The organism is Streptomyces sp. NBC_00996 (assembly GCF_045162675.1).
Lineage (GTDB): Bacteria > Actinomycetota > Actinomycetes > Streptomycetales > Streptomycetaceae > Streptomyces.
Map to the genome: position 1 here is coordinate 8493883 of NZ_CP108723.1, position 15817 is coordinate 8509699.

The window sequence follows — 15817 nt, forward strand, 5'->3', positions numbered from 1 at the left end:
GGCGAGGACTGTGTGGCGTGCCTTCGGCCAGGACTGCGTGGCTCACTGTCGGTGAGGAGGGTGTGGCGCTCTCCGCCGACCTGCTCCGCAGGCGCGCCCCGCCCGGCTTCCCGCCGGTGCCACCGACGGGTGGTGAGGGGCCTGCGCCGATGCGCCCACTTCACCCGTTCGGGCGTACGGGGACTGCGGTCCGATCGCATCGGTGGTCGGCTGAGAACTACCGCGCGTAGGTCCGGCGCGCACGTCCTAGGTGGGAGGTCGCCGGTGCTGTGTCCTCACGGCCTTTCCGGCGAAGACGCGCCCGCGCCGACGGGAGCACTGCCCGCGCGGGCGCTGTCGGCGCCCCCGGGGACCGGGGTGGTGAATCCGTTCGCGCCGCAGGGCCCGTCCGCGCTCGGGAGACCGCCCGCGCCACCGAGCAGGGCCGAGGCCATGTGCCCGCGCCCGGAGAGCGGCTCGGCGCCGCCGAGCCTGCTCGCCCCCGGCACCGAGCGCGACCCGTACCCGCTGTACCGGACCCTCCGTGAGCGGCATCCCCTCGTGTACGACGAGCCGTTCGGCGCCTGGCTGGTCAGTCGGTACGCCGACGTCCGCGCCGCGCTCGCGGACCCGCGGCTCGTCGTGCCGCCGCCCGGGCGGACCCTCGCCCACCTGGAGGGCGGCACGCACAGCGCGCACCGGGCCCTCGTCTCACCGGCGTTCCGCGGGGCCGCGCTGGCTGCCCTGACCGCCGGTGTCGAACGCACGGCGTATGTCCTCGCCCGCCGTCTCGACGCGCGCCAGGAGGCCGATCTCGTCGCCGAGTTCTGCCACTGGCTGCCCACCGCGGCGGCCGTCGCCGCGCTCGGGCTGCCGTACGAGGACACCGCGCGCGTCCATGCCTGGTGCCGTACGGGCCTCGACCACCTGGGCGGCCACCACCCCGAACTGGACGCCTTCCTGCGCCCGTACATCGCCCGCCGCCGTGCCCACCCGGGCGTCGATCTGCTGTCCGCGCTGTGCACGGCCCGGGCCGACGGGCACCCGTTGCCCGACGAGGCCGTGTCGGGGCTGGCCGGGACGCTCCTCGGCGCGGGCGGCGAGGCGACTGCCCACGCGCTCGCGTCGTTCCTCGCCAATCTCCTCGACCACCCCGGCCAGTTGGGGATGATCCGCGCTCGTCCCGCACTCACGGCCGGTGCCTGGGCCGAGTCGCTGCGTCGTGATCCGCCGCTGCACGTCGTCTCGCGCCGGGCCGTCGAGCCCATCGGCGCGATCCCGGCGGGCGCCACCGTGGCGTGTCTGCTGGGTGCCGCGGGACGCGACCCGGCACGGTTCGCCGACCCGGACCGCTACGACGCCTTCCGCGCCGACCCGGGTGACCTCGCGTACGGCTGCGGACGGCACTTCTGCCCGGGCGCGCTGCTCGCCCGGCTCACGGCGGAGCACGGTCTGCACGCCCTGCTGACCGCCCTGCCGGACCTGCGCTGGGTCCCGGGCTTCCGGCCGGCTCCTCAGGGCCTGATCAGCCGCTCTCCGCGGACCCTGCTGGTGCGCCCGCGCTGACCCGTTCCAGCAGCACCACCGGCAGCCGCTCGAAAAGCTCCTCCACGCGCGCGTGCCCCGTGAACTCCCTTCCCGGGGAGAGCACATCGGCCCAGCGGCCCTCGGGGAGCGCGAGCCGGGTGTCGCGCCAGCCACCGGCCTCGGCCAGCCGCAACGACATCCGCGTGACGGCCGTGACCACCTCTCCGGAGCGTACGAACGCCACACAGTGCCCGGCGCCAGGGCCCTGCGCCACCAGCGGCGCGTACGTCGCCGAGTCGCCGAAGACGGCCGGGCGCCGCCCGCGCAGCCGCAGCGCGGCCGTCGTCAGCGCGGCCTTCTCCGAGGGCCGCTCCTGCCGTGCGAACGGCTGCCGGTTGTCCGGGTCGACCAGCGCCAGGTACTCGCCCTCGGTGCCCTGGTAGACGTCCGGGACCCCGGGCATCGTCAGATGGACCAGGGCGGCCCCCAGGACGTTCGCCCGCACATGCGGTGCCAGGGAGACCCGGAAGTCGGTCACGAGCCGTCCAGGCGTCCCGCACGGCCCCTCCGTGACGAAGGTGCCGACCGTGTCCTCGTACACGGGATCCTGCTCCGTCCAGGAGGTGTGCAGTCCGGCCTCCCGGACGTGCTTCAGCAGGGCTCCCTGGACACGCTCTTCGGAGGCCGGCCCCAGTGCGAACACCGTCTGCCACGCGGCCCACGCCAGCTGCGGGTCGGGCACACCTGTGCCGCCCCGGGTCACCTCCGCCAGGACGTCGGCCCACCGTGCGGGGCACTGGGTGAGCACCGAGAGCGCCGCGCGTACGTCGGCGCTGCGTTTGGTGTCATGCGTCGACAGGGCGGTGCCGGTGGCCGGCCAGTCGCGTTGCACGCGCGCGCAGTAGGCGTGGAAGTCCTCGGGGGACACGGCGGGAGCGCCCGGGTCGCCACCCACCTCGTTGGCGGACAGGAGGGGCACATAGCGGTAGAACGCCGTGTCCTCCACGGACTTGGCCCGCAGCGCGGACGAGGTCTGCGCGAACCGGGCCCTCAACTCCGCGTGCCCGGGCCCGTCACCGGCCCGCCCGATCACCAGATCCCGTACGACGTCCACGGCATGCGCCTCCTCGGGCACCGTGAAGACCGCCCGGGCCTCCTCGGCGGCCTCCTCGGTCACCACCAGGGAGGCGTCCGTGGAGGGGTACGGCCGGTACACCTCGAGGCGTACGAGGAGTTCCCGCAGCGCGGTGGCGAGGGCCCAGGGGGCGTGATCGCGCAATGCCGGGTCCGGGGACGCGGCGCACACACCGCTCACCACGCGCGTGAGACGGTCGACCTCCGTGGCCAGCTCGTGCGTGACCACCTTGTACGCCGCCCTGCGCACCGTCGACTCCCAGTGGCCGCCCCGGTCGGCCTGAGGGGCCGCGAACCGCCGGTACCGTCCGAGCAGTTCACCCGCGCCCGCCGGGTCCGTGAAGAGGCCGTCCACGTGCCGCAGCGCGTCGTAGCCGGTGGTGCCGGCGACGGGCCACGCGGCGGGGAGCGGCTCGCCGTCCGCGAGGATCTTCTCGACCACCGTCCAGCGGCCCCCGGTCGCCTCGTGCAGGCGGCGCAGATACGCGTCCGGGTCCGCCAGTCCGTCCGGGTGGTCGATGCGCAGCCCCTCGACCACGTCGTCGTCGAGCAGTTCCAGGATCTTCGCGTGGGTCGCCGTGAACACCTCGGGGTCCTCGACGCGCACGCCGATGAGCTCCGAGATGCTGAAGAAGCGGCGGTAGTTGAGCTCCGTACGGGCCAGCCGCCACCACACGGGGCGGTACCACTGGGCGTCGAGGAGTCGCGGCAGCGGCAGCCTCTCGGTGCCTGCGCGCAGCGGGAACACATGGTCGTGGTAGCGCAGTACGTCGCCGTCGACCTTCAGATGGTCGATCTCCGTGCCGAGCCGGCCCCCGAGCACCGGCAGCAGGAACCGGCCGTTCTGGGCGTCCCAGTCGATGTCGAACCAGCGCGCGTACGGCGACTCGGGGCCCTCGCGCAGCACCTCCCACAGGGGGCGGTTGTGGCGCGGGGCCATCGCCATGTGGTTCGGCACGATGTCCATGACGAGGCCCAGGCCGTGCTCCCGCGCGGTGCGCGCCAGGGAGCGCAGCCCCTCCTCGCCGCCCAGTTCGGCCCGCACGCGCGCGTGGTCCACCACGTCGTAGCCGTGCGTCGAGCCCGGGACGGCCTCCAGCACAGGCGAGAGGTGCAGATGCGAGACGCCGAGCGAGGCCAGATACGGCACGGCCGCCTCGGCTGCCCCGAAGGGGAACTCCGGCTGCAACTGCAGCCGGTACGTGGCGGTCGGCACGGCGGGAACCACCGGGCCGACGGCCGGGTCCGCAATCACCGGGTCGGGACGCTCAGGTGTCATGCGAACCTACGTACCCGCCCCGCCGCCTTTCGTGTCATCGACGCATGCATACGGGCCCGCACGCGTGGCTAGCGTCGAATGATGGGAAACGCGGGGCGCGGCGGCATGGGGGCACACACGGCGCGGACGGCACGACGCCGGTGCCGCACGTCGACGCGAAGGACGCACCGGCCCCGACCGGCTGGGTGAACCGGACGCGGGGCCCGCGTCGCGACACGCACGGGATGCAGGACGAACCTCTCGGCACGGACGGTACGCCGGGCCCGCTGCTCGGCACGGCCGGCACGAGGGACACGCCCCACCGTGTGAACAGCACGCTTGAGACCTATCGCCGCGTCCTTGCTCTGACCGGTGCGGCGCTCCCCATCGTGTCCTTCCTCGGTCGGCTGCCCACCGCCACCATCCAGTTCGGCAGTGTGCTCCTCGTCGCGCGGACGAGTGGCTCGCTGGGGACAGCGGGGCTGGTCGGTGGCGCGCTCGCCGTCGGGCAGGTGGCGTGCGGGCCGCTCGTGGGCCGTCTCGCGGGACCGGCACGGTCAGCGCACCGTCGTCCTCGCCTTCTCCCTCGCCAACGCCCTTGCGATCGCCGCCCTGGTGACGGGAGCGCTCACCTGCCTGGCCCCGGGGCTCCTCGCCCTCTTCGGCGCCCTGGCCGGAGCGAGCGTGCCGCTCATCGGCCCGCTGGCCCGTGCCCGCGTGGTCGCCCTGGCCCGCGGCAGCGGCGCGGACGACCGTACGGTGAACGCCGCGCTGTCCTTCGAGAGCAGGCTGGACGAGATCTCCTTCGTGCTGGGCCCCGCCCTGGTGGGCGTCGCGGCGGTGCTGGCACACCCGGCGTACGCGCTGGGCGCGGCGGGGCTTCTGGTGGCCGTGTGCGGAACGGGATTCGCCCTGCACCCGACGGCCACCGCGGTGCGCCCGGCAGCCACCGCGGGACACCTGACGGCCACCACGGTGCACCTGACGGCCACCGCGGTGCGCTCGGCGCGGAACCCGGCGCGCGCGGTCGCCGCGCGCCCGCGCATCCCCCGCTCCGTCCATGCCCTGCGCGCGGCCCTCGCCCTCCAGGGCGCCATGTTCGGCGCCTGCCAGGCCGGCATCACCGCGCTGGCGGAGCGCCTCGGGCAGGAGGACCAGGCCGGTCTCGTGTACGCCGCCATGGGGGTCATGAGCGCCGTCGCGGGGCTGTCGATGGCCGCGGTACCCGCCCGTCTCGGGCTCTGGACCCGCTGGAGGGCAGCCACCGCGACCGCCCTCCTGCTGTCCCTGCCGCTGCTGTGGACGGAGAGCCTGTGGGGCCTGTACGCCGTCGTCACCGTCCTCGGTGTCGCGTACGCGCCCCACCTGATCACCGTGTTCGGCCTCACCGGGCGTGCCGTGCCGCCGGAGCGGTTGGTCGAGGCGATGGCCGTCGCGACGAGCGCGATCGTCGGTGGCCAGGCCCTCGCCGTGGCCGTCACCGGACGCGTGGCGGAGTCCTACGGCCCCACCGCCGCGTTCGCGGTCGGAAGCGCGGTCGCCGCGCTCGCCTGTGCCATCGCACTGACGGCGCGCCCGACGACGTACATCGAAACCGAAAACGACCCCTACGCGCGCGTGCACCCGGAAAACGACCCCCACGCGCGCGTGCCCGAGGAGAACACACCCACCTAGGCAGGCCGCTGCAGCACCGTCAGGCTCCGGTCGACCAGCGTCAGCCGGTCCCCGGCCTCGACCTTGGCGCCCGTCCCCGGCGCCACTCCCTCCGGGCGGGAGGTGTCGACCACGACCTGCCACTGCCGTCCGTGGTCGACCGGCACCACGAACTCCAGCGCCTTCGGCGAGGCGTTGAACAGCAGCAGGAAGGAGTCGTCGGCGATGCGCTCCCCGCGCGGGCCCGGCTCGGAGATCGCGTTGCCGTTGAGGAAGACGGACAGCGCCCGCGCCTGCGCGGAGCCCCAGTCGCGCTGGGTCATCTCCTCGCCCTCCGGGGTGAACCACGCGATGTCGGACAGCTCGTCGTGCGTGCCCTGCACAGGCCGCCCGTGGAAGAACCGGCGCCGCCGGAAGACGGGATGGTCGCGCCGCAGCCACACCATCGCGCGCGTGAAGTCCAGCAGCTCGCTGCCGTCCTCCGGCCACGATACCCAGGCCAGCTCGCTGTCCTGGCAGTACGCGTTGTTGTTGCCGCCCTGGGTGCGCGCGAACTCGTCGCCGTGGCTCAGCATCGGCACGCCCTGGGAGAGCATCAGCGTCGCGATGAAGTTGCGCATCTGGCGGGCCCGCAGGGCGAGGACGTCCTCGTCGTCGGTGTCACCCTCGGCACCGCAGTTCCAGGACCGGTTGTGGCTCTCTCCGTCGCGGTTGTCCTCGCCGTTGGCCTCGTTGTGCTTGTTGTTGTACGAGACGAGGTCGTGCAGCGTGAAGCCGTCGTGGCAGGTCACGAAGTTGATGGAGGCGAGGGGGCGGCGGCCGTCGTCCTGATAGAGGTCCGACGAGCCCGTCAGCCGGGACGCGAACTCCGCCAGCGTGCGCGGCTCGCCCCGCCACAGGTCCCGTACGGTGTCGCGGTACTTGCCGTTCCACTCGGTCCACAAGGGCGGGAAGTTGCCCACCTGATAGCCGCCCTCGCCGACGTCCCACGGCTCGGCGATCAGCTTCACCTGGGAGACCACCGGGTCCTGCTGGACCAGGTCGAAGAAGGACGACAGCCGGTCCACCTCGTGGAACTGCCTGGCCAGCGTGGCCGCGAGGTCGAAGCGGAACCCGTCGACGTGCATCTCGGTGACCCAGTAGCGCAGCGAGTCCATGATCAGCTGGAGCACGTGCGGGGAGCGCATCAGAAGGGAATTACCGGTCCCCGTGGTGTCCATGTAGTAGCGGGGGTCGTCCGCCAGGCGGTAGTACGAGGCGTTGTCGAGGCCCCTGAAGGACAGTGTCGGGCCCAGGTGGTTGCCCTCGGCCGTGTGGTTGTAGACCACGTCCAGGATGACCTCGATGTCGGCCTCGTGCAGCGCGCGGACCGCCGACTTGAACTCCAGGACCTGCTGGCCGCGATCGCCCCAGGAGGCGTACGCGTTGTGCGGGGCGAAGAAGCCGATCGTGTTGTAGCCCCAGTAGTTGCTGAGGTCCATGTCCACCAGACGGTGGTCGTTCACGAACTGGTGAACGGGCATCAGTTCCAGTGCGGTGACGCCCAGTTCCGTCAGGTGTTCGATGATCGCCGGGTGTGCCAGTGCCGCGTACGTGCCGCGCAGCTCGTCGGGCAGCTCCGGGTGCATCATCGTGAGGCCCTTCACATGGGCCTCGTAGAGCACCGTGTGGTGGTACTCGGTGCGCGGCCGTCGGTCGTCGCCCCAGTCGAAGTACGGGTTCACCACGACCGACGACATGGTGTGCGGCGCCGAGTCCAGGTCGTTGCGCTTGTCGGGGGTCCCGAAGGGATAGCCGTACACCTCCTCGCCCCACTTCACCGAGCCGCTGATGGCGCGCGCGTAGGGGTCGAGGAGCAGCTTCGCGGAGTTGGCGCGCTGCCCGCGCCCGGGCGCGTACGGCCCGTGCGCCCGGAAGCCGTACCGCTGTCCGGGCATGATCCCCGGCAGATACGCGTGCCGGACAAACGCGTCGGTTTCGCGCAGCTCAACCGCCGTCTCCGAGCCGTCGTCGTGCAGCAGACACAGCTCGATACGGTCGGCGGCCTCCGAGAAGACCGCGAAATTGGTACCGGCGCCGTCGTACGTGGCACCGAGTGGATATGCCTCTCCAGGCCAGACCTGCATGGATACGACTCTTCCAGTAGTGCCGTGCCCCTGGGGGCGACTCCGAGCCGAGTCTCCCCGAAAGTGATGGAACCTCCTATGACTTACGTCCCTCTTACCCGATGACCAGGCATACGCCGTATGCCGACCAGTGGGGCTCAAGCGACTCCTGATGACACAGGGGGAGTAGGGGGAAATGTGCGCAAGATAGTGCACCGCCATCTGGGCAAGGTGGTGGCAGGTGCGGCCATAGCGGTGGCCGGGACGGCCGTGATGGTCGGAATCACACTGCCGGGCACGGCGGGGGCCGACGACTCGGGCGGGGGGCAGGGCGCCAAGGGGATCTCGCAACAGGCCGGGCAGCAGGGGCAGTCGGCGGTGCAGCCGGGTGTCGTCGAGGAGGCACCGGCCCAGGGCGACAAGGGCAAGGGCCGCGACCCGCTGACCGACGACGAGATGAAGCGCGTCGAGCGGATCGCGCTGAGCCAGCAGTCGTTCAGCGCCAGCGAGAACGTCGAGGGCAAGCGCGGCCCGCAGCGCATCAGTGTCGACCTCGCCGAACCCGAGGCGAACGAACTGGACGACCCGAACGCGCCTCGGCGCGCGGATGTGTCGTTCTACGACTACAAGAACGACACGCTCGTCACGAAGACCGTCAACCTCGACACCGGGAAGGTCGAGAAGACGGGCGCCCAGCACGACGTTCAGCCGCCCATCAGCCGCGACGAGATGATCGAGGCCGCCAAGCTGTTGATCGCCGACCCGCTCGGCGCGGGTCTGAAGGCGGACTTCAAGGACGCCACCGGCAAGGAACTGACCTCGTCCGACCAGCTGATGCTCAACAGCATGGTCTACCGTGCGACGTCCGGCGCCCAGCCCGCCGGCCTCGACGCATGCGGCGAGCACCGGTGCGTACGGCTCTTCCCGAAGGTCAAGAACGGGCCCTGGATCGACAGCCGTGACCTGGTGATCGACCTGAGCGCCCGCAAGGTCGGCAAGCTCGGCTGAGCGCGGCCTTCTCTCACCTCCCACCTTCACTGCTTTCCGCAAGGAGTCACTTCTTCATGCGCGTCAACAGAAACAGCCGTGCCCGCAGCCGGACGGCGGTGGGCCTTTCGGTGCTCGCCCTGGCCGCCGGCGCGACGACGGCCGCGGGACCGGCGGTCGCCCAGCCCAAGAGGGCCTCCGCGGCCGCCGCCGACTGCAGCGCGGCGTACAAGATCGAGCAGAAGCTCTCCACCGGCACCACGTGGCGGATGTGCTGGCACTACGAGAGCGAGGCCGGGCTCGTCCTGGAGAACATCTCCTACCAGCCCCCGGGCGAGGCCCACCCGATCAAGGTCCTCACCAGCGCGAAGCTCGCTCAGATCGACGTCCCGTACGACGACGGCTCGGTCGAGTACAGCGACCTCACGGGCGCCGGCTTCGGACAGGGCCTGATGAACATGGCGCCCGGCGAGTGCCCTGGCGGCACGATCAAGACCGTCAAGGTTCCCGACGCCTGGGACCCGCAGCACGCCAACGTCAAGGGCCTGTGCACCACCACCCGTTCACGCGGTCACGCGTACCGGATGCAGGGCGACAGCGCAAACAAGGTGTTCCAGAAGCAGGGCAAGGACCTGCTCATCTACACCGTCAACCAGACCGGTTGGTACGAGTACATCACCGAGTGGCGCTTCCAGGACGACGGCACCATCAGCATGAACGCCGGTGCCACCGGCAGCCTTTCACCCGGTGACTACGACGCGGGCGACGGCCGCGGCTGGCCCCTCGGCAAGGGCGCGAAGGCCTACGCCACCAGCCACAGCCACAACATCTTCTGGCGGCTCAACTTCGGCCTCGACGGCTCCTCCAAGGCCAAGGTCGAGCAGTACGACTCCGCGGTCAGCTCGCCCGCGCACGGCGCCGAGGCCCCGAGTAAGAAGACCACGCTCACGAAGATCACCAAGGAACTCGCGGGCGACGCGAAGAACTCGCGATGGTGGCGCGTCGTCAGCAACACCGGCAAGAACAAGGACGACCACGCCCGCTCGTACGAGATCGTCCCGGGTGCGACCACCAAGTACCTCGGCCGCGGCTTCACCAAGCACGACATCTACTTCACCCAGTACAACAAGTGCGAGCAGTTCGCCAGCGACAACCTGCGCAACTGCGGTGCCGGACACGGCAAGTCGGTCGACAAGTGGATCGGCGGGCAGACGCTCACGCACCCCGTGGTCTGGGTGAACTCGGGCTTCCACCACATCGCGCGCGACGAGGACCAGCAGCCCATGCCGGTCCACTGGCAGGGCTTCTCGATCGCCCCGCGCGACGTCACTGCTATGAATCCGCTCACTCCGCCGGAGCTCGCGGACCAGAACGGCCATGTGGAAGAAGGTCGTTGAGAAACGACCCTGTCCATCGGGCTGCACCGCCCACCGCTCCCGGAGTACCCTTCCTTGATCGTTGACTAGGGGAGAGCTCGGGGGAGCGGAAGGCGGTGCGCGGGTGGGCTCGGGAGGGCTGGAGTTGCCTCCTGGTGACGAGGGTCACGAGGGGAACTCCACAGATGTCCCACCCGGCGCGGTGTCCCTGGCACGGCCGATGGAAATGGGATCCATTGGACCGGAGTTGGACTGGGGTGCCGACGCTTGGCGCGAGGTGCGTACGCGCGCTCAGCGAGCCGGGCGTGCCTACATCTGGCTGAACCTGGTCGAACAGCGGCTGCGCGCGGTCGTGGCCGTTGTTCTCCGTCCCATCTACGAACCCGTCCACGGCGACGACTGGGTGGTCGCCGCCGCAGGACCTGCCGGACAGGAATGGGTCCAGCGCGCGGTCGCCGTACGCGAAGTCAGCCGCCGCAAGGGGTACTTGCTCGATCCCGCCGACGACAACGTGCTCAGCTTCCTCACGTTGCCGCAGCTGCGTGAGCTGATGGTGCAGCACTGGCCCTGCTTCGAGCCGTACTTCGACGAGCGCCGGGACGTCGAACTCGCCCTGGACGAGCTGGAAGTGACCCGGAACGTGGTCTCCCGCAACCGGGCCCTGTCCGAGGCGGTTCTCAACCAGGCCGAGCGGGCCGCGGCGAAGCTCCTGGAGACACTCGGCGCCGGCAGTGATGTGCCCTCCGCGCGCCGGTTGCCCGTGGACGCCGTCGAGGACCTGGTCGGCGACCGGTACGCGGACGTGGTCGGGGTGCACTCGGACCGCGTACGGCTGTTGCGCCAGTTCCCCGCCGAGGACCTCTTCGGCGGTGCCCGCCGCCTCGACGCCATCGGTATCGGACTGAACCTGCTGGTGCAGAACTTCTCCGGACGGCGGCTCGTACGCCTTGCCGAGTCCGGCTGCCGGGTGCGACTGCTGTTCCTGAATCCCGCCTCCAGCGCGGTGAAACGTCGTGAGCGCGAACTCGGCATCAAGCGGGGCGAGTTGAGCCGCGCCGTCGAGATGAACATCCTGCACATGCGCCGGGTGCGGTCCAAGCTGCGCGATCCGGGCGCGTTCGAGATCCAGGTCTTCGACGAGACGCCCCGCTTCACCGCCTACCTGGTGGACGGGGACGGCTCGGACGGCATCGCGGTCGTGCAGTCGTATCTGCGACGCACGCGCGGGATGGAGGCGCCGGTGCTCGTGCTGCGTGGCGGAGGCCGAGTGGTCAAACCGGATGACACGACCGAAGAGGGGCTTTTCCCGACGTATCGCGAGGAGTTCGAGGTGGCCTGGGCGGATTCGCGGCCGGTGTCCTGAAATGCCGCCCCTCCCGGGAAGCGGAACGCGGTCCTCTGATTGTCAGTGGCTCATGGGATCGTGGAGACCACTGGGGGAAAGCACCATGAAGAAGGGGGGCCGCCCATGGGCTGGCACCGGGAGCTGCTGATCGGCTTCGACCTGGAGACGACCGGGACCGATCCGCGCGAGGCGCGGATCGTCACGGGGGCCGTGATCGAAGTCAGGGACGGAGAGCCGATAGGGCGCCGTGAGTGGATGGCCGACCCGGGCGTGGAGATCCCGGCGGACGCCGTGGCGGTGCACGGGATCAGCAACGAACGGGCGGCGGCCGAGGGCCACCCCGCCGACCAGGTCGCCGACGCGATCGCGGGCGTCCTCGTCGCGTACTGGAAGACGGGCGTCCCCGTCGTCGCGTACAACGCGGCCTTCGATCTGACCCTGCTCTCCGCCGAACTGCGGAGGTACGGACTGCCGTCGCTGCGCGAGCGCCTCGGCGGCATCGACCCCGCTCCGGTCATCGATCCGTACACGATCGACCGCTCCGTGGACCGCTACCGCCGCGGCAAGCGCAACCTCGAAGCGGTGTGCAGGGAGTACGGGGTGGCGCTGGACTCGGCCCATGACGCCTCGGCCGACGCGCTCGCCGCGGCCCGGCTCGCCTGCGCGATAGCCGGCCGCCATCCGAAGGTCGCGGCCCTCGGTCCCGCGGAGCTGCACCGTCGCCAGATCGAGTGGTACGCGCAGTGGGCGGCCGATTTCCAGAGCTTCCTGCGTCGCAAGGGGGAGGCGGACGCGGTGGTGGACGGGACGTGGCCGCTGCGGGACCTGGCGGACGAGAAGGTCTGACCGGGCCTCCGGTTCAGAGGAACGGGGTCGGGCGCAGGGCCGGAAGAGGCCGGCGCACGGTCAGTAGGGGTACCAGCGCACCGTCTCGTCCCCGTCCCGCAGTGACGCCACCCGGCGCTCGAACTCGGCCAGGGCCTTGGGGTTCGTCGGCGCATGCTGGGCGACCCAGGCGCAGCTGGCGGTCTCGCGCGCTCCGCGCAGGACGGAACAGCCGTCCCACTCGCGGACATCCCAGCCGTATGCCTCGGTGAACGAGTCGTACGCCTCGACCGGGAGCCCGTAGCGGTCACGGGAGAGGGCCATGACCACGAGGTCGTGCTCGCGCAGGTCGGCGGAGAAGGTCTCCAGGTCGACCAGGACCGGGCCGTCGGGGCCGATGTGGACGTTGCGGGGCAGCGCGTCGCCATGGATGGGGCCCCGCGGCAGATGCGGGGTGAGCGTGGCCGCGGCATCCGCGAAGCCGTCGCGCCGTGCCCGCAGATACGCCGCGTCCGCGGGGTCGATCGCGTCGCCGGCCAGCCGCAGCCAGCGCTCCACACCGCCCAGCAACTCGCGGGGCGGCAAGGGGAAGGAAGGGGAGGGCAGTGCGTGCACCACCCGTAGGAGTTCGGCCAAATCTCGCGGTTCCGCGGGGCGTACGGGATCGGGCAGCCGGTGCCACACCGTCACCGGGTGTCCCTCCACCAGCAGTGCCTTTGCACTGGCCGCCCGCACCGCGGGGACGCCCGCGTCGGCGAGCCAGACAGCGATGTCCAGTTCCCGCCGCGCGCGGTCCAGGAGTTCGGCGTCGCGTCCCACCTTGACCACCAGGTCACCGGCGACGAACACCGCGTTCTCGCCGAGGGCGAGGAGCGTGGCGTCCCGCACCGGCCCCGACAGCACACCCGCCGCGGCCAGTACGTCCCGCGCCCGTGCCTCGTCCATCCTTCGCCTCCGTGTTCTCGTGCGGTGCCCGCGTCGTCCTCGCCGGCAGCGTCGTGTTCACGCCATCCGTCGGCCAGTGTCGCATTTCCACAGGTCGGACGGCATGCGCAGTGCCTTGACGCCGTAGACCACCTTCACGACCATGACGGGGGCCGCTCGGGCGGCCAGACCGTCACGAGCCGCCCAAAGGAGCCGATTCCATGACATTGGCGACCGCGACGAGGCGGTCGGTGAAGCAGGTGCCCGGCAGCGGCAGGGACCGGCGTCCCGCCGACCACGGGGCCTGGTTCCTGGTGCTGCCCGCGCTCATCCCGATCCTGGTGCTCAGCGTCGGACCCCTGCTGTACGGGATCGCGCTGGCGTTCACGGACTCGCAGTCGGGGCGGACCACGGCGACGCAGTGGACCGGGGTCCTCAACTTCCAGGACCTGCTGCACGACACGCTGTTCTGGGACTCCTTCCGGATCGGTCTGCTGTGGGCGGTCGGGGTGACCGTGCCGCAGTTCCTGCTCGCGCTCGGGCTCGCCCTGCTGCTCGACCAGGAGCTCCGGTTCCGCTGGCCGGCGCGGGCCCTCGCGATCATTCCCTGGGCCATGCCCGAGGTCGTCGTCGGCATCATGTGGCGGCTCGTCTACAACCCGGACGCGGGCATCCTGAACGAGACCCTGCGTGACCTCGGCCTCGGCGACGGCCGCGACTGGCTGAGCGGCCTCGGCACCGCCCTGCCCGCCGTGATCGTGGTCGGCGTCTGGGCGGGCATGCCGCAGACCACGGTCGCGCTGCTCGCCGGGCTGCAGAACACCCCGCGCGAACTGCACGAGGCGGCCGCGATGGACGGAGCGGGCGCGTGGCGCCGCTTCCGGGGGCGGCATGCTTGCCGGGGCGGTGAAGAAGTTTCTTATGTGCGGCCTCCAAGCCCCTGCCTCCCGCAGCGCTCGCGCCTCCCGGAAGTCCGCGTACGCGTCGGCGTACCGCTTGCCCGCGGAGCGATCCAGCGCAGCCGCTCCAGCGGCACCACACGCGGCGATCTCGTCGAGACGAGTCTCCACGGTGAACCGTCCCTCTCGTGACAGCGCCGGCCCCCCATGTCGTCCTACCGGATGAGTCGTTGCCCCGCCGCCCCGCCGCCCCGCCGCCCCGCCGCCCCGCCGCCCCGCCGCCCCGCCGCCCCGCCGCCCCGTCGCCCCGCGACGGCGCCTCCATAGGCGTACGGGGCGTGCCGGGCATTGCTTCGGCTCCGCGTCCGACGGCGTCCCACCGGCGTACGGCGAACAGAGCCCCGGCGTCGTGCGCATCACGCCGTGCGCATCACGATGCGCGTGGCAAATGCGATTGCACGAGACGTATCGTCTCGTCAAGCCTCGCCGCATGACCACCCGTCGCGCCCACATCGCCATGTTCTCCATCGCGGCCCACGGCCATGTGAACCCGAGCATCGAAGTGATCCGGGAGCTCGTCGCACGCGGGCATCGCGTCACGTACGCGATTCCGCCCGCCTTCGCCGCAAAGATCGCCGAGACCGGGGCCGAGCCGAAACTGTGGCAGACGACGCTGCCCACCGATGACGACCCGGATGCCTGGGGGTCCGAGCTGATCGACAACATCGAGCCGTTCCTGGCAGACGCGCTGCAGGCCGAACCGCAGCTCGCGGCGGCGTACGCGGGCGACGAACCGGATCTGGTGCCGTACGACATCACGGCGTACCCCGCCCGGGTCCTCGCGCACCGCTGGGGCGTCCCGATCGTGCAGCTCTCGCCGAATTTGGTGGCCTGGGAGGGGTACGAGGAGGAGGTCGGCAAGCCGATGTTCGAGCCGCTCGAGCGGACCCCGCGCGGCAAGGCGTTCTACGAGACCTTTGCTCGCTGGATCGCCGAGAACGGTATGGACCTGAGCGTCGAGGACTTCATGGGCCGTCCCGACCGCTGCCTCGTCCTCATCCCCAAGGTCCTCCAGCCCAACGCGGACCGTGTCGACGAGAAGCGCTACACCTTCGTCGGCGCCTGCCAGGGCGACCGCGCCGCCCAGGGGGATTGGCAGCGGCCCGCCGACGCCGAGAAGGTGCTGCTCGTGTCACTGGGTTCCAGCTTCACCAAGCAGCCCGGCTTCTATCGCGAGTGTGTCAGGGCCTTCGGCGATCTGCCGGGCTGGCATGTCGTGCTGCAGATCGGGAAGTTCGTCGATCCGTCGGAGCTGGGTGAGGTGCCCGGCAATGTGGAGGTGCACCCGTGGGTGCCCCAGATGTCGGTGCTGCGGCAGGCCGACGCGTTCATCACGCACGCGGGCGCGGGCGGCAGTCAGGAGGGGCTGGCCACCGGCACGCCGATGGTCGCCGTACCGCAGGCCGTCGACCAGTTCGGCAACGCCGACACGCTGCAGGCGCTCGGTGTCGCCCGCCAGGTACCGATGGAGACGGCCACCGCCCAGACCCTGCGCGAGGCCGTCCTCTCGATCGCCGACGATCCCGAAGTGGCGCGCCGCCTGCACGAGATCCGGGAACAGATGGCACAGGAAGGCGGCACACGACGGGCGGCCGACCTCGTCGAGGCCGAGCTGGCGACCGGGCTGTAGGCCCCGCATCGAGGCCGAGCCGCGCTCGGGGGCAGGAGCAAGTGGCCCCTTGCAGTGCCGCGGAAGCGCCTTTGGCGGGCTTGAGGAAAGGGCCTGTTGATTCCTCGGGGGAACC

11 protein-coding genes are annotated in these 15817 nt (G+C 71.3%); 8 read left to right on the plus strand and 3 right to left on the minus strand.

Annotated elements, in window-relative coordinates:
* The first annotated feature begins 264 nt into the window (after window positions 1–264).
* Window positions 265–1545 (plus strand): cytochrome P450, encoded by a 1281-nt coding sequence (locus OG390_RS39550; RefSeq protein ID WP_406174649.1) that lies wholly within the window; start codon window positions 265–267, stop codon window positions 1543–1545.
* Here OG390_RS39550 and treY read toward each other — a convergent pair.
* Window positions 1505–3919, minus strand: coding sequence for a malto-oligosyltrehalose synthase (treY, locus tag OG390_RS39555; protein ID WP_406174651.1), 2415 nt, complete (start codon window positions 3917–3919; stop codon window positions 1505–1507). The genes OG390_RS39550 and treY overlap by 41 nt on opposite strands.
* A gap of 468 nt (window positions 3920–4387) precedes the next feature.
* Between treY and OG390_RS39560 the strand changes: the two genes are divergently transcribed.
* Window positions 4388–5572 carry an MFS transporter gene (locus OG390_RS39560; RefSeq protein ID WP_406174653.1) on the plus strand — a complete coding sequence of 395 codons (1185 nt, stop codon included), beginning with the start codon at window positions 4388–4390 and terminating at the stop codon, window positions 5570–5572.
* On the opposite strand, the gene glgX is transcribed toward OG390_RS39560, so the two are convergent.
* Window positions 5569–7677: a glycogen debranching protein GlgX gene (gene glgX / locus OG390_RS39565; RefSeq protein ID WP_406174654.1), complete on the minus strand. Its 2109-nt coding sequence runs from the start codon at window positions 7675–7677 to the stop codon at window positions 5569–5571. The genes OG390_RS39560 and glgX overlap by 4 nt on opposite strands.
* A gap of 177 nt (window positions 7678–7854) precedes the next feature.
* Between glgX and OG390_RS39570 the strand changes: the two genes are divergently transcribed.
* The 4 genes from OG390_RS39570 (at window position 7855) to OG390_RS39585 (ending at window position 12210) form a co-directional block, all read left to right on the plus strand.
* The gene (locus tag OG390_RS39570; RefSeq protein ID WP_406174656.1) at window positions 7855–8664 is read left to right on the plus strand and encodes a Tat pathway signal sequence domain protein; all 810 of its coding nucleotides are present in this window, start codon (window positions 7855–7857) and stop codon (window positions 8662–8664) included.
* 56 nt (window positions 8665–8720) lie between these two features.
* Window positions 8721–10040, plus strand: coding sequence for a copper amine oxidase (locus OG390_RS39575; RefSeq protein WP_406174658.1), 1320 nt, complete (start codon window positions 8721–8723; stop codon window positions 10038–10040).
* 103 nt (window positions 10041–10143) lie between these two features.
* Window positions 10144–11382 carry an SAV2148 family HEPN domain-containing protein gene (locus tag OG390_RS39580; RefSeq protein WP_406174659.1) on the plus strand — a complete coding sequence of 413 codons (1239 nt, stop codon included), beginning with the start codon at window positions 10144–10146 and terminating at the stop codon, window positions 11380–11382.
* A 105-nt stretch (window positions 11383–11487) separates the two neighbouring features.
* Window positions 11488–12210, plus strand: coding sequence for a 3'-5' exonuclease (locus tag OG390_RS39585; RefSeq protein ID WP_406174661.1), 723 nt, complete (start codon window positions 11488–11490; stop codon window positions 12208–12210).
* Between the two features lie 60 nt (window positions 12211–12270).
* Here the strand turns inward: OG390_RS39585 and OG390_RS39590 are convergent, their stop codons facing one another.
* Complete coding sequence (locus OG390_RS39590) at window positions 12271–13134, minus strand: phosphotransferase enzyme family protein (RefSeq protein ID WP_406174663.1); 864 nt, start codon at window positions 13132–13134, stop codon at window positions 12271–12273.
* A 200-nt stretch (window positions 13135–13334) separates the two neighbouring features.
* Here OG390_RS39590 and OG390_RS39595 point away from each other — a divergent pair, with 200 nt between their 5' ends.
* Window positions 13335–14204: a carbohydrate ABC transporter permease gene (locus OG390_RS39595; protein WP_406174665.1), complete on the plus strand. Its 870-nt coding sequence runs from the start codon at window positions 13335–13337 to the stop codon at window positions 14202–14204.
* A gap of 256 nt (window positions 14205–14460) precedes the next feature.
* Window positions 14461–15702, plus strand: a complete 1242-nt coding sequence (gene mgt / locus OG390_RS39600; protein WP_406174667.1) for a macrolide-inactivating glycosyltransferase — start codon at window positions 14461–14463, stop codon at window positions 15700–15702.
* Window positions 15703–15817: the final 115 nt, after the last annotated feature.

Bases quoted from the DNA above. Each gene is read 5' to 3' on its own strand.
- OG390_RS39575 (WP_406174658.1), top strand. From the start codon at position 8,721: ATGCGCGTCAACAGAAACAGCCGTGCCCGCAGCCGGACGGCGGTGGGC.
- OG390_RS39590 (WP_406174663.1), bottom strand. From the start codon at position 13,134: ATGGACGAGGCACGGGCGCGGGACGTACTGGCCGCGGCGGGTGTGCTG.
- treY (WP_406174651.1), bottom strand. From the start codon at position 3,919: ATGACACCTGAGCGTCCCGACCCGGTGATTGCGGACCCGGCCGTCGGC.
- mgt (WP_406174667.1), top strand. From the start codon at position 14,461: ATGCGATTGCACGAGACGTATCGTCTCGTCAAGCCTCGCCGCATGACC.
- OG390_RS39585 (WP_406174661.1), top strand. From the start codon at position 11,488: ATGGGCTGGCACCGGGAGCTGCTGATCGGCTTCGACCTGGAGACGACC.
- glgX (WP_406174654.1), bottom strand. From the start codon at position 7,677: ATGCAGGTCTGGCCTGGAGAGGCATATCCACTCGGTGCCACGTACGAC.
- OG390_RS39595 (WP_406174665.1), top strand. From the start codon at position 13,335: ATGACATTGGCGACCGCGACGAGGCGGTCGGTGAAGCAGGTGCCCGGC.